The sequence below is a fragment of the Paenibacillus sp. 7523-1 genome (assembly GCF_002276415.1).
In the GTDB taxonomy this organism is placed as follows: Bacteria; Bacillota; Bacilli; order Paenibacillales; family Paenibacillaceae; genus Paenibacillus; species Paenibacillus illinoisensis_A.
The window spans coordinates 1-13,123 of the sequence record NZ_NPBR01000007.1 but is presented as its reverse complement, the minus strand read 5'-3'; the positions used below and the strand labels follow the sequence as shown (position 1 = coordinate 13,123).

Sequence of the window (13,123 nt, the reverse complement as noted above, 5' to 3'; positions counted from 1 at the left end):
GTTAATTTGTAGTCAATGATTACTTCTTAGCTTGCCGAAGCAGCAGAGCTGCCTTTGTACTTGTCAAAAAATTGTCTGTAGTCATCCAGCGTATAACCGTTCTCACTACCATTCTCCTGAAGTCCGCCAACCATGCGATCCTTCTCAACGCCATCTTGATAATAAACCAGCGTAGGTGTAAATTCGATATTATAATCTGTCCAGCCTGAATCAAACTCACGCAGATTGAATTGTGGCAGCTCAATACCTACTTCGTCTACCAGCGGCATCAACTGTGGTGTCGTTGCCCGGCAATGTGAGCAGTCAGAGGCAAAGAAATAAACGAAAAAGCTTTCCTTATTGTCAATTTTGGATTTGAGATCATCCGGCAGAATAATCTGTTGATAGTTAGGGTCATCGAGCAATTCCCGTGTGGCTGGATTAAGCTTGGAAGCTGCAATACCATAAGCATTCTCCACAGCGTCCATTTGTTTCTTGGATTGTTGGTTTACAACGATAAGTGCTGCGATTAGGACCACGAATATACCCAGGAAAATCAGGATTGAGGCACTTTTCTTTTTCTTCGATTTCATTGGACATCCCCCATCAATCATATCAAAATATAGTTTTGGCAAAAATAAAGGTTGGGATAATATACATAAACACCCGTTTTTTGCACGAGAATCAACCTACTTGTCATTATACAACATTACACGCTGTAGTGGAATATGCAGTGAATCAATAGGAAAGCTGCACCGGGATATGATAACATAGAACAATATGCATTTTAACAGGACAGGATGAGTGAATATGGCTGTACAGCTACCTTCAATCTTCGCCGAGCGCATGGAAAACTTGCTCGGAGATGAGTTTGAACAATTTATGAAATCATATGAACAGTCTCCGCATGCGGGACTTCGAGTGAATACGTTAAAAATATCGATGGAGCAATTTGATGAATTGGCTCCTTTTGATTTGCGGCCCATTCCGTGGTGCGGGACGGGCTTTTATGTGCCACATGGCGTGAAGCCAGGTCTACATCCGTACTATCATGCAGGTCTATATTATATTCAGGAACCAAGCGCGATGGCTCCGGTGGAGCTGCTTGACGTTCAGCCAGGGGATCATGTACTCGATTTGTGTGCAGCACCTGGCGGTAAGTCTACCCAGATCGCAGCAAAGCTGCAGGGTAAGGGTGTGCTGGTTACCAATGATATTCATTCCGAACGGACCAAAGCACTTGCCAAAAACGTGGAGTTGTACGGTGTGCGAAATGCTGTTGTCCTGAATGAGTCTCCGGAACGGATTGCCGGTGCATTTCCGCATTATTTTAATAAGGTACTCATTGATGCTCCTTGTTCAGGAGAGGGAATGTTCCGAAAAGATGAAGACATGGTTAAGTCATGGGAGCATCATTCGGTAGAGAAGTGTGTGCTAATGCAGCGAGATATTCTGGAGACAGCTGCGAAGCTGCTCGCTCCGGGAGGAACGATCGTATATTCCACGTGTACGTTTGCGCCGGAGGAAAATGAAGCCATGATCGCCGAATTTCTAAATCTCAACCCAGACTTCACTGTTCATGATATTCCGGAAACGGCCGGATTCGCTCCAGGAAGACCGGATTGGGTACGCCAGATGCTGCCTGAAACGGCAGAAAAAACAGGCGCTGTACTGGATCAGACACGTGGTACAGCAAGATTGTGGCCTCACTTGTTGGAAGGCGAAGGGCATTATGTAGCTGTGTTGCAGCATCGTTCTGAGACTTCTACAGAGCAGATCAGCAGCGTTGAGGATGAGAAGGAGACTGTATCCAAGATCGACGAGGATCAAGGGATTGCTGTAACTCAGCCGCTCAGCAAAGCGGACCGAAAACGTGAACGATTGATGAGAACTGAATCGAGAGAACGGAATGACAGACCAGCTCGAGGCGGTAAAAATGAGGGGAAAGCCGGAAGAAACAACGAGCGTGATGCGCGTAAGTCCAATCGTGGAAAAGGTCGAGGAACTGATCAGGTGAACATTGACCCAGGGACCGTGTATCAACAATTCATTGAAGAGCATCTGGAAATTGAGCTTCTTGGGGAAACGGTATTTTACGGTGACCGTGTATATCAATCGTCTGTTGGCGCATCGCGTCTGGAAGGGCTCAAAGTGATCCGGCCCGGATGGTTTATGGGTACCGTAAAGAACGGAAGGTTTGTCCCGTCTCATCCACTGGCATGTGCGTTGAACAGCTCTGAGGCGAGAAGGGTTATAAACTTAGCTTCTGCAAGTGGAGAAGCGGTAAGGTACCTGAAGGGCGAAACGCTGAATATCGAAGAAGCGCGCGTCGAGTGCAAGTCTGGAGCAGCAGCCAAAGGTTACGCGCTGGTATGCGTGGATGGATATGCTCTTGGTTGGGGGAAATGGCTGGATGGCGTGCTGAAAAATGAGTACCCTGCTGGCTGGAGGTGGACATCGGTATGAGTGACAAAGGAAAGAAAACACAGCGTCTCGACAAAATATTAAGTCACATGGGTGTAGGCACCCGGAGTGAACTCAAGAAAATGGTAAAGCAGGGCAGAATTTTTGTCGATGGCAAAGCCGTGAAGGATAGTGGGATGCAGGTGAATCCAGAGACCAATGTCATTGAAGCCGATGGAGAGCGTATCGTTTACCGTGAAACGATTTATTTAATGCTGCATAAACCTCCGGGTGTTGTGTCGGCAACGGAAGACGCCAGGGATAAAACAGTTCTGGATCTTCTGCGTAAGGAGGACCGGGTATTCGATCCGTTCCCCGTAGGACGGTTGGATAAAGATACAGAGGGATTGCTCATTCTGACGAATGACGGTCCGCTTGCGCATGATCTGTTATCTCCACGCAAGCATGTACCGAAAACATACGAAGCCCGTGTACTGGGGAAAGTGGATGATGAGGATGTTCAACTTTTCAAGGCGGGCTTACAGCTGGATGACGGTTATGAAGCCATGCCAGCCGAATTGACCGTGCTTCATCATGAGGAGACGGAGGAGGGAGTGATCTCTTCGATCTCTCTTATTATCCACGAGGGTAAATTCCATCAGGTAAAACGGATGTTCCAGGCTGTAGGCAAACGAGTGGTTTATCTGAAAAGGGTAGCCATGGGCGACCTGCAGCTGGATACGGAGCTTCCGATCGGCAGATACCGCGAACTAACCGCAGACGAGCTGGCCTGTCTGCGTAAGTAAAGCTCCCGCCCTTCGCGGAGCGGAGCAGGGAGCCCCGGGCAGAAGGCGAAGCCCTGCCCGCAATGGTCGCCCTTAAGCTTGGCCTGGATTTCGCGATAAGCGGAGATCCAGGCAGACAAGCGCTCCCACACCTACCGTCACATAGCAAGAACCTACCAAACGCCGATCAACAGACGGGAGTCCAGAGGGCAGAGCCCTCTGGGGCCCTCCCTCGGAAGGGAGGGTTTGGGAGGGTGCGATTACCTTAACAGTTGAGGAGTGAAGACCCGATGACAATCAAATTAATTGCGCTTGACGTAGATGGCACACTGCTTAATGATCATCATGAGCTTACCGAATGGACCCAAGAGATTCTAATCCGTGCTTCCCAGCAGGGAGCCGAGATCGTTCTGTGTTCGGGCAGAGGCCCAGCCAACACCATTCCTTTTATGAAGCGAATGGGGCTTGACGGATATGTGATTACACATAACGGAGCCGTAACGGCCGAAGTGGAGAGCCGTGAAATTGTGCACAGATTTGCCATGGATGGTCAGGGACTAGAGCCCTTTGTCACGTATTGCCGTACAAATGATGTGCATTTTGACATTAACACGGCATTTGGATTATATGTGGATCAGCCGGAAGGATTGGAATTACAGGTTCGGGAGATGTACAACAACTTCATGATGGAGCCTTTAAAGCTGCCGCAGTGGGCAGACCTGTCAGAACCACTTGCCAAATTCACCGCGTTTGGCCCAATAGAGCAGATGGACAAGGTTCAGCAGGAATGGGGAACTTGGAATCTCCCTTACTACATGACTCGCAGCGGAGACTTTTTCATTGATCTGATGCACCCGGAAGCCTCCAAGGGAGCGGCGCTGAAGAGACTGGCCGAATCCAAAGGTATTGTACCTTCCGAAATTTTGGCAATTGGCAACTATTACAATGATATCACGATGCTGACTTATGCAGGCAAAGGGATCGCAATGGACAACTCGCCGGAAGAGGTGAAGGCTGCTGCGGATGAAGTGACACTCTCCAATAACGAGCAGGGTGTTGCGCATGCTATCCAAAAACACGTCCTAGCTGTCTAATGACAACCACATTTTTCATTTTCAAAGGCTCCTGCTTCATAATCTACTGGCCTCATGGGTAACCTATGAGAATACCATTAGAAATGGAGGAGGACAGGCACATGAAACAGAAAGTGGAGCTGATTCCGGATCTGCGTACATCAGGTGGTGAAGTGCTCGATATAATGGTGAATGATCAATACGCGGGTTCACTTCTGCTGGTATATAGAGAAGGAGACCGTTTGTCTGGCAGTCTTCAGATGGAACGGGAATTGGTTTCAGCGGATGAGGAAAAGCACATCATTGATCAGGTTCATGCATATATCCGATCACTTACGGATGCAGTGGAGGCGATCTATTATGAAGTGCTGGTCAGCTGTGGCACATTGCATTCCGTTCTGCAAAACCTGGACTTTGATCCAGAGCGTCAGTCGGATGATATGCACTATGAGGCTGATGGATACTTGGATCAGATGGATGTGGATGATGATTCACGCGTAATTCCGGATGCAGCAGATGAAGCTTTTACATATGAAGATCGGGAACATGTGCTGGAAATGGAGCTGGTAACCGCCGGACGAAGCATATCGACCTATGTGTTTAACGATGCTGACGGGACTGAGCTGGCAGAGGCCTCATTGAAACAATATGGAGCCGACATTCAAGGCGAGATACACTGGTATGAGGTGCCTCTCGAGAGCCAGCTCGATGCTGCAGCAGAGCTACTCGTAAGAGAACTCGACGAAGAAGTGATCGACACGATTACTCTTCGCATGTGGCATCAGGGGAATGAGCTGGAATCCATGGAGTGGGTACACCGCGACTTTGTGGATGACTCGGAGGAAGAGGAGTTTACCGAATACGAGGACTGGGATGATTCTGAAGACGAGATGGACGAAGCAGAGGATTCCTGTTATGTCATGCTGGTTCGCAAGGACCGTGAATTCAGGGTCTATGAGCTATTTCTGCAAGAACGTGGCGGATTGCCTGTGGGGACAGCAACCATTGATACATCTCATGCCGACCTGACGGGCTATATGGATTACCAGGTACCCGGAACCAGTGCACAGCGGCGGGATCTGGTTGAGGTGCTGCTTCAGGAACTGGACAAGGACCTTGAATTCGACACATTGCACCTTACCATGCTTTACCGGAACCAGATTATAGATGAAGCGAAGATCGACGGGTAAGAGGCTTAGGCCTTTTACCTTTTTTGATTTGTTTTGACGAAAAATTCATTTCCGGGTATAGTTCCAATAGTTCTAAAGAGATCTGGAATTGGAGGAGAACCATGAAGCACTCATTTAAAATCATTACAGAATATATTAACGATGATTTCAGAGCGATGCAGGCTCAGCCGGAAGACACGGAAGATGTACTATCCTTGCTTAGGGAGACAGCCGAATGGTTGCGCAGCCAGGGATCTTCCCAGTGGAGTGCGCTTTTGAAAGGTGAAGATTCCCACGATACAGCAGGGGCCATTCGCCGGGGTGATGTGTTTGTCTTCAAGAAAGACAATGAAGTTGCAGGGATGGTTATTCTGATGCAGCAGCCAAGTGCTTGGGATTTCGAGCTATGGGGACCGAAAGCACATCAAGCGGATGGCGCCGTTTATTTGCATCGTTTGGCCATTCGGAGAAAGTACGCCCGTACCGGACTGGGTCGGGACATTTTGAGTTGGTCCAGCAGTGGAATCCAATTCGACAACAAACACGTCATGCGATTGGATTGTGTGGGTGACAATGAGAGGTTGAATGAATTTTACCCGCGGAACGGATATACCTTTGTAGGGAAAATGAATGGGTATAGTACGTTTGAGAAGCCATTTCAATCCTAAATATATCTTTAAAAACAGGTCATTTTATTTCATCAACCTGTTAACTCCATTAATGAACGGAAAATAAAGCCGGGAGCACTAATGCTCACCGGCTTTGAGTCGTGATAGGGCTAGTCTATTGCATGCGTCTAAGGCCTTTAGGCAGACGGTTCTTTAGCTGTCCTGCACTGGCTTTGCCCCACCCCAGTGGGAGCCCGTTGAAAGTCACAAGAGTCCATCCGGTAAGTCCGCTTTCGGCAGGAAGGCTCTCACCGCGAAGATATGCCGCCACTTGGCTGGTCTCTGCATCTAGTGCTGCATGCTGTATGTTAACAGCCTCCTGTTGTCCCAGAGCCAGCGCGAGTGCATGAGCAGGCTCGAAGCGCCCTTTTTTCCAGTCACCGACATGAAGCCCTGGACGGGGCAGCTTCAATCCGTTTAACCGATCATCGGTCAGCAGCTGGGCAGCCCGCTCTGGCAATACATACAAAGCTTCACCAAAAAGCAGAGGTCTGCCGGTTCCGTTAGCTACCGTGTCTGTATGGTCAGAACTCCAGGCCAGATAAGCATTCCACGCAGATTCCACTTCTTTGGATGACGCCGTTTGACGTGGATTTCTTCCTCTTTTATCTTTGCGTTTGCGAGGTGGTTCTTCCAGCTCTTGGGATGCATGAGCTTGGGATGCTGCTTTGGTTATTACAGCTACAAAGTGTCCCTCGCCCTGGGCTAGGTGAGGCCAGATTCGTTCAGTCCGTACAAGAGTCAGATCTGGATAAGCGGTAACGAAACGTTCCATCATGCCTTCATTCTCTTCCTGATTGAAGGTGCAAGTGGAATAAGCCAAAGTCCCGCCCGGTTTAAGCATGATATAGGCATCCTGCAAAATGTCCCATTGTCTGTTCACACACAGTGTGACCAGATCATCGCTCCACTCGGTGACCGCATCCGGATCTTTGCGGAACATACCTTCGCCAGAGCAAGGGGCATCCAGCATAATCCGGTCAAAGGCTGCAGGAAAGCGGGCCGACAATTCTCCCGGCGCTGCACTTGTAACAACGACGGAAGAGAGTCCCATTCGCTCTACGTTCTCTGCCAAGATTTTGGCTCTGGCCGGATGAATTTCATTGGAAACGAGTAGCCCCTGGTCTTCCATGAGTGAGGCAATGTGGGTTGTTTTGCCGCCTGGTGCAGCCGCGAGATCCAAAATAATCTCACCCGGTTGTGGGTTCAGCATTTCCACCGCTGACATCGCAGAGGGCTCCTGAATATAGTACAGTCCTGCAGCATGATACACATGTTTGCCAGGACGCTCATTCGATTGGTAGTAGTATCCCGTCTCGCACCAGGGAACCTTGGTCAGGTTAAACTGCTCTATCACCTGTTTTTTTAGCTCTGGTGTAGCTTTAAGGGAGTTAATACGCAACCCCTGTACACGAGGCTGATCATAGCTGTCAATAAATGCTTCTGCTTCTGAGCCGAGCATTTCCCGAATATGATGTATATACGACTCAGGGAGTGAAGGCTTGCTCATGTCTTGTTGCTCTCCTTTTCATTAGCTTGTCCGCATGACCCTTCCCGGATAACCCTCAGGGTCTGCAAGCTGCAACGTTGTTGTTAAAATGCTGAGGAATAAACAGTTATTTCTTTACTGAAACATACGTTCTAATATATCATGATTGAAGATGTACTGAAAGACTGAAGCTAGAAAGGGGGTAACTAACGGTGAAATTGCTGCAGGCGCTTTTCTTTCCTCCGGAGCAGCCCGGAGGTGTATCCTCTATGATTCCGTATATGCAGGAGAGGTTTACGTCCCCGAGGTGGGAGATGGACTTGTTCTCGCTGCCGAAGCGAATTCGCAACAAGGGCAGGGAGGACGTGCAGTTCGAAACGTTCGATTGGACCAAGTATCAGGAAAGTCCTGTCGTCCAAAAATATATGCAGACGTACCGTGATTATTTATGGTGGACGAAGCTGCGCATTCAGAAGCCTTATGATTTAATTCATGCTCACCATCCCATTGCAGGTCTTGCCATGAAAAGTGTATTTCCAGATACACCGCTCATTCAAACCATTCACTCCAGTTATGAGCGTGAGTTGATATTAAATGGACGAATTGAGCCAGGCGGTCTGGATCATCAGTTTTTGAGTGCCATTTATGGCGAGCTGGAGCATCAGGCAGAGCAGTTGTTAACCGTCTCCGAATCTTTTCGGCAGTATTTAACTCCTTACGTGAAACAGCCTGACGTCATTGGCATTATTCCGAACGGATTTGATGAGAAACGTTTTAAACCTATTCCTCATGATAATGCGATCCCGCAACTGGTTACGGTATGCCGGCTTGTCCCGGCCAAAGGACTGGATATTTTGTTCAAAGCCTGTGCGGAGCTCAAAGGTCGAGGACATGACTATGTTTTACATATTATCGGGGATGGTCCGATTCGACCTGATTTGGAAGAGCTGGCTCAGCGTTTGGGTATCTATAACGAGACTATTTTTTATGGATACACCCTGCATCCGGAAGAGTTCATGCCATTTTTCGATATATTTGTACTTCCTTCCAGGGCAGAGGCGTTTGGTTCCGTGTTTGCCGAGGCAGCACTGAGTTGTCTTGCACTTATTGGTACGGACGTGGGTGGAATTCCTGAACAGATCGAGAACGGCAGCAACGGGCTGCTCGTTCCCCCTGAGGATCCTTCGGCACTTGCTGAGGCGTTGGAGAAAGTTATGCTGGATCCTTCGTATCGTTACGAACTTGCACGCTCCGCGTGTGAGAAGGCCAAAACACACTATTCTTTGGGCAGATCGGTTAATGAACTGAAAAAGCTGTACCTGCAGTACGCCAGCAAAGTCTAGATTCATCCCTGAAAATAAAATAAACAGAAGAAGCCGCTGGAGAACAGCGGCTTTTTGCTTGCGAGAATATGGCATTGAAATGTAATACATTTTGGAAGACAGTATAACTTACAAGTTTTTATGTCTCGTGCGAAAGCTTCCCCAACGGTCAATCACCAATCTTCCGGCCCAGACTAGGGCAAGGCTGCCGAAGATCGGATAGAGAATGGATAGGAGAGAACTGAATCCAAACTGGCTGAGTGAGTAGCACAGCATCATAATGGTTAATGTAATTAATCTAGGGGGCACTTGTAAGTGCTGACCAAGCTGAAGAGTCATACCAAAGATATCTGCGACGAATGTTGTGAATATTTCCATGAAGATCAGAGTTACATACACAGATTGCACAGCCCATCCAAGTTGGAAGGCGATGCTCCCCATCGGAATTTCGAACTGCATGATACCTGGCATCTGGGCTGACATGGCGAAATGGGCGGCTAACAGCATGAAGCCTACGCCGATTCCGCCGAGTACACCGCCCCATTTCAGGACATTACGATCACGGATTTGATTGCCTACCGGCACTAAAACAGCTTGGGCCAGTACCAGATTGAAGGATGAATACAATAGTGGAGACAGCCACACCTTTATAGGATTGGTATCCGTAGTCAGTGTAACGAACCGTAAGGCACCGGGATGGTGTATGGTGCTTGTAATCATGAGAATGGACAACAGGAGCATCATCGGAACCACAATGCTATTCATTTGCAATATGGCTTTGATGCCTCGTCCAAGAAGCAGGTACGTTCCCACTATCGTAATAATCAAACCAGTCTGGTAATGCAGTCCAAGATGCTCCACGAAGACAGAGCCTGCTCCGGCGAGCATTACACTGTTTACACCAATAAGTATCAGAAGCGTTATCCAGGTAATCCACTTTCCAGCCTTTTGGCCGAATAGGTGCTTGTTCAGGTCCTCGTAAGAGCGGGAGCCGGTATCATGGGCGATGAGCATCATTTTGGTGCCCAGCCAGACAAATAGTATGGTCGATAAGCCAATGGTGATGGTGGCCCATTTGCCATACTGGGTAAAAAACTGCAATATTTCCTGCCCTGTTGCGAAGCCTGCTCCTACAACCGTTCCGATGTATGTAAATGCGATCTGCAGCACCCGGAATGCCTGTTTCATGCGTTTCCCCTCTCAGGCCCCATAATAGTTTGGACATGCGGGTACCATGGTACAAGGTATGCTTGACCCTGGTAACTCATGACAATTGAAAGAAAGCTTTGTGTTCCCAGAATCGGTCAATGATGGAGGAAAGCCGATTTCGCTTGAACTGACAGCCTCATCTATGATACTTTTACCTCATAGGATAGGCTTGGGAGGTCGAATGATGGAAGTATTAAAACAACGAATATTACAAGAAGGCGTAGTCATCTCGGATCAGGTGCTGAAGCTGGACGGATTATTGAATCACCAGATTGATCCTGCACTGACAATGGAGATGGGCCGCGAGTTTGCTGCTCGCTTTCGTGAAAGTGGAGTGACACGGGTCATAACGGTGGAGTCTTCAGGGATTCCAGTTGCTTTTGCCGCAGCACATGAACTTGGGGTGCCGCTCGTTTTTGCCCGTCGAAAAAAGACACTTCTGGCAGATCCCGATGCCTACTGTGAACGTGTACCTTCCTTTACCAAAGGGATCGTAACCGATATTATGGTATCCCGCGAATATATTCATGAGAATGACCGTATTTTGTTTATAGACGATATTATCGCCAACGGAGATGCAGCTCGCGGTGTCATTAAGATCATTGAACGTTCAGGGGCGGAGCTCGTCGGATTCGGTGTCGTGGTCGAGAAATGTTTTCAGGCCGGTGCACGTACGATTCGTGAGCAGGGCATCCCGGTGGAAGCCTTGGTTCGCATTCGTTCACTGAATGATGGAACCGTGCAATTTGACGATAACCAAATGTGACAGTTTAAAGGAAAAAGCCTATTTTTTGAACAATGCCTTTGCATGACCGCGGATTTCATTTATAATGGGGTTATGTTAGGGAGAGGAGGCAACACCATGGGGAACCAACCGGCATCAGAACAATTTTTTATTGAAAAGCTGGCGGAGTCGAAAGTTCATTTTGAACGTGCCCTGGATTGTAAACATACGGAATTTGATGACCTTTATCCCTATATGATTGAACATCCTCAATTTTTCTGGTACAAACGCTATGTTGCCTGGTCAGAGTTGCTGACTATTGTAGGCTTGTGTGAAGAGTTGTCCTTCGCTTGGAAAGAACAATTTACACCACATCAAGTGGAGTACCTTGAAGAACGTGTGATGTCCGCCAAAGTGCTTGATTTTTGGTTCGAGAAGAACGACAGCAAAGAGCACGCGCAGCGGTAACTTTCAGTCGGGATATTTTTCGAATGACATAACAGTCCAATACAGTCACGTGAGACCTAAATGACTCTTCATTTAGGTCTCTTTTTGTAAATTATTTTGGAACATAGGAGCCATAGACATGATTAGTGATGCAGAACTGGATGCACTGCGTTTATCGGGTGAAAAAGTAAGAGTGGTACGGGATGGTTTGGAATCCAACGATGTAACAGGGATTGTTGTTGCATGGGATGGGGAACAGGTGCTTATCCGTCGCCAGAACAGACGTGTGGTCAAGCTGGACCGTAGTTATCGCTATCAGCTCTTTAGCGAACCGCGCCAAAGTCCGGCTGAATGAATAGAGCCGCTCTGGAGACGGATGCATGGAATTACCATGGAGGGTTTGGCATAATTCCGCCACTCGAGAGAGAAGATAGGTACAGCGAGAATTCGTAAACTTATCAGCCGAGAGGATGTGCAGGTAGCCATGACATTGATGAATGATAAGGTACATGCCTACAAGGATCAGATTGGAGAATTAAGCGATGTATTGCCTGGCGTAGTCAAAGCGTATCACGAATTTACGGGTGAATGTTTCCAGTCAGGTGCCATTGATGCCAAAACCAAGCAGCTGATTGCCCTCGGCATTGGATTGTTTGCCAATAACGAAGTATGCACGTTTTACCATGTAGAAGAGGCCCGTGCGAAGGGCGCAACCGATCAGGAGATTATGGAGACCGTTGCGGTAGCCGGAGCGGTAGGCGGCGGTCACGCGCTGTCTCAAGGTGCAATGCGTGTGCAAAAAGCATTGCACTAGGTTTTTCCTGCAAGTGAGTCTGAATAACAAGACAGCAAAACAGGCTCTGGAATGATCCAGAGCCTGTTTTTTGTCCAACTTATATTTTTCCAAGCATCTTGTTATACATGAACTGTCCAGTCACCCGGCGTGCTGTTACATAACGGTCACTGAAGTATGGATTCGACATTTTGGTGATGCTAACACCTTTACTGCTGGAAGCATGAGCGAATTGTCCGCCCCCGATGTATACGCCCGTATGCGAAATGCCGCTACCTGAAGTGTTGAAGAATACCATGTCACCTGTACGCAGATTGGCTTTGGATACCGGAGTACCCGCCTTGGCCTGTTGCTGTGAAGTGCGTGGCAATTCAATGCTATATTTTTTGAAGATATATCTCATAAATCCAGAGCAATCAAACCCGGCCAGCGTTGTGCCGCCCCACTTGTAAGGTATTCCAGTCATGTTGTTAACGACGGTGTTAATACTGCTCGCCTCAGTGCTTGCTGCACCAGATGTAAATAGAACGGCTGCGCCAAAAATAGAAATGATCAGTTTTTTCAAAATCAATGTTCTCCCTTCGATGCCTACGGAGTTAGCTAAGGGTTCGGTAGAAGGTTCCCTATATTTCCTATGTATAAGAATAATTCACCCAAAATGGTTCCCCCGTTTTCAAACATGAAACTCGGCAAATGAATAATTAATATTTTGTAACCTTTTGAAACTATATTGCATAAATGCGTAATTGTCAAACCTTTCTTCCTCCTGCAATGTTAACGGAATTCAAGACTTTTTGTGGAAAGTAGTAGTTCTCCATGTTTATTTATGATGACAAAAACGTAATTTGTGTTTCATCAGCACATAAATTGGACAAATAAGTAAATTGGAGTAGTAGAGTAGAGCAAGGTTCATTCTCAACAGGGAAAGGCAGGTTTCGACCAGATTTTATAAGTTTCGGTTATCGTAGTCTTATACTAATCATTTAACTGTTGACACGTTAAATTTCACATGATATATTATTTCTTGTCGCCGCGATAGATTATCTCGGAGATATGCCATAT

The 13,123-nt window shown here is 47.6% G+C and carries 14 protein-coding genes and 1 riboswitch; of the genes, 10 read left to right on the top strand and 4 right to left on the bottom strand.

Features of this window, described 5'->3' with window-relative positions; translation table 11 throughout:
* Positions 1–26 precede the first annotated feature (26 nt).
* Positions 27–572, bottom strand: coding sequence for a thioredoxin family protein (locus CHH60_RS08525; protein ID WP_095358841.1), 546 nt, complete (start codon positions 570–572; stop codon positions 27–29).
* A 217-nt stretch (positions 573–789) separates the two neighbouring features.
* Here CHH60_RS08525 and CHH60_RS08520 point away from each other — a divergent pair, with 217 nt between their 5' ends.
* The 5 genes from CHH60_RS08520 (at position 790) to CHH60_RS08500 (ending at position 6,077) form a co-directional block, all read left to right on the top strand.
* Complete coding sequence (locus CHH60_RS08520) at positions 790–2,445, top strand: RsmB/NOP family class I SAM-dependent RNA methyltransferase (RefSeq protein ID WP_095358840.1); 1,656 nt, start codon at positions 790–792, stop codon at positions 2,443–2,445.
* Positions 2,442–3,188, top strand: coding sequence for a pseudouridine synthase (locus CHH60_RS08515; protein WP_095358839.1), 747 nt, complete (start codon positions 2,442–2,444; stop codon positions 3,186–3,188). Before CHH60_RS08520 ends, CHH60_RS08515 begins: the two co-directional genes overlap by 4 nt.
* A 269-nt stretch (positions 3,189–3,457) precedes the next feature.
* Entirely contained in the window at positions 3,458–4,261 is an 804-nt protein-coding gene (locus tag CHH60_RS08510) for a Cof-type HAD-IIB family hydrolase (RefSeq protein WP_095358838.1), read from the top strand.
* Positions 4,262–4,362: 101 nt separating this feature from the next.
* Positions 4,363–5,430: a hypothetical protein gene (locus CHH60_RS08505; RefSeq protein ID WP_095358837.1), complete on the top strand. Its 1,068-nt coding sequence runs from the start codon at positions 4,363–4,365 to the stop codon at positions 5,428–5,430.
* Between the two features lie 101 nt (positions 5,431–5,531).
* The gene (locus CHH60_RS08500; protein ID WP_095358836.1) at positions 5,532–6,077 is read left to right on the top strand and encodes a GNAT family N-acetyltransferase; all 546 of its coding nucleotides are present in this window, start codon (positions 5,532–5,534) and stop codon (positions 6,075–6,077) included.
* 115 nt (positions 6,078–6,192) lie between these two features.
* On the opposite strand, the gene CHH60_RS08495 is transcribed toward CHH60_RS08500, so the two are convergent.
* Complete coding sequence (locus tag CHH60_RS08495; protein WP_095358835.1) at positions 6,193–7,587, bottom strand: RsmF rRNA methyltransferase first C-terminal domain-containing protein; 1,395 nt, start codon at positions 7,585–7,587, stop codon at positions 6,193–6,195.
* Between the two features lie 191 nt (positions 7,588–7,778).
* Between CHH60_RS08495 and CHH60_RS08490 the strand changes: the two genes are divergently transcribed.
* Complete coding sequence (locus CHH60_RS08490) at positions 7,779–8,909, top strand: glycosyltransferase family 4 protein (RefSeq protein ID WP_095358834.1); 1,131 nt, start codon at positions 7,779–7,781, stop codon at positions 8,907–8,909.
* Between the two features lie 108 nt (positions 8,910–9,017).
* Here CHH60_RS08490 and CHH60_RS08485 read toward each other — a convergent pair whose 3' ends face one another.
* A complete protein-coding gene (locus CHH60_RS08485) occupies positions 9,018–10,076 on the bottom strand; it encodes a YkvI family membrane protein (RefSeq protein ID WP_095358833.1) in 1,059 nt (352 codons plus the stop codon).
* A gap of 205 nt (positions 10,077–10,281) precedes the next feature.
* On the opposite strand from CHH60_RS08485, the gene CHH60_RS08480 reads away from it, so the two are divergent.
* From CHH60_RS08480 to CHH60_RS08465, 4 genes are all read left to right on the top strand, one after another.
* Entirely contained in the window at positions 10,282–10,863 is a 582-nt protein-coding gene (locus tag CHH60_RS08480) for a xanthine phosphoribosyltransferase (protein ID WP_095358832.1), read from the top strand.
* 96 nt (positions 10,864–10,959) lie between these two features.
* Entirely contained in the window at positions 10,960–11,289 is a 330-nt protein-coding gene (locus CHH60_RS08475) for a hypothetical protein (RefSeq protein ID WP_095287969.1), read from the top strand.
* A gap of 118 nt (positions 11,290–11,407) precedes the next feature.
* On the top strand, positions 11,408–11,623 hold the full coding sequence (locus CHH60_RS08470; RefSeq protein WP_095358831.1) for a hypothetical protein: 216 nt from the start codon (positions 11,408–11,410) through the stop codon (positions 11,621–11,623).
* Between the two features lie 129 nt (positions 11,624–11,752).
* Complete coding sequence (locus CHH60_RS08465) at positions 11,753–12,082, top strand: carboxymuconolactone decarboxylase family protein (RefSeq protein WP_095358830.1); 330 nt, start codon at positions 11,753–11,755, stop codon at positions 12,080–12,082.
* Between the two features lie 79 nt (positions 12,083–12,161).
* Here CHH60_RS08465 and CHH60_RS08460 read toward each other — a convergent pair whose 3' ends face one another.
* A complete protein-coding gene (locus CHH60_RS08460; protein WP_095358829.1) occupies positions 12,162–12,626 on the bottom strand; it encodes a C40 family peptidase in 465 nt (154 codons plus the stop codon).
* A gap of 5 nt (positions 12,627–12,631) precedes the next feature.
* Positions 12,632–12,763, bottom strand: a riboswitch (cyclic di-AMP (ydaO/yuaA leader).
* Between the last annotated feature and the right edge of the window lie 360 nt (positions 12,764–13,123).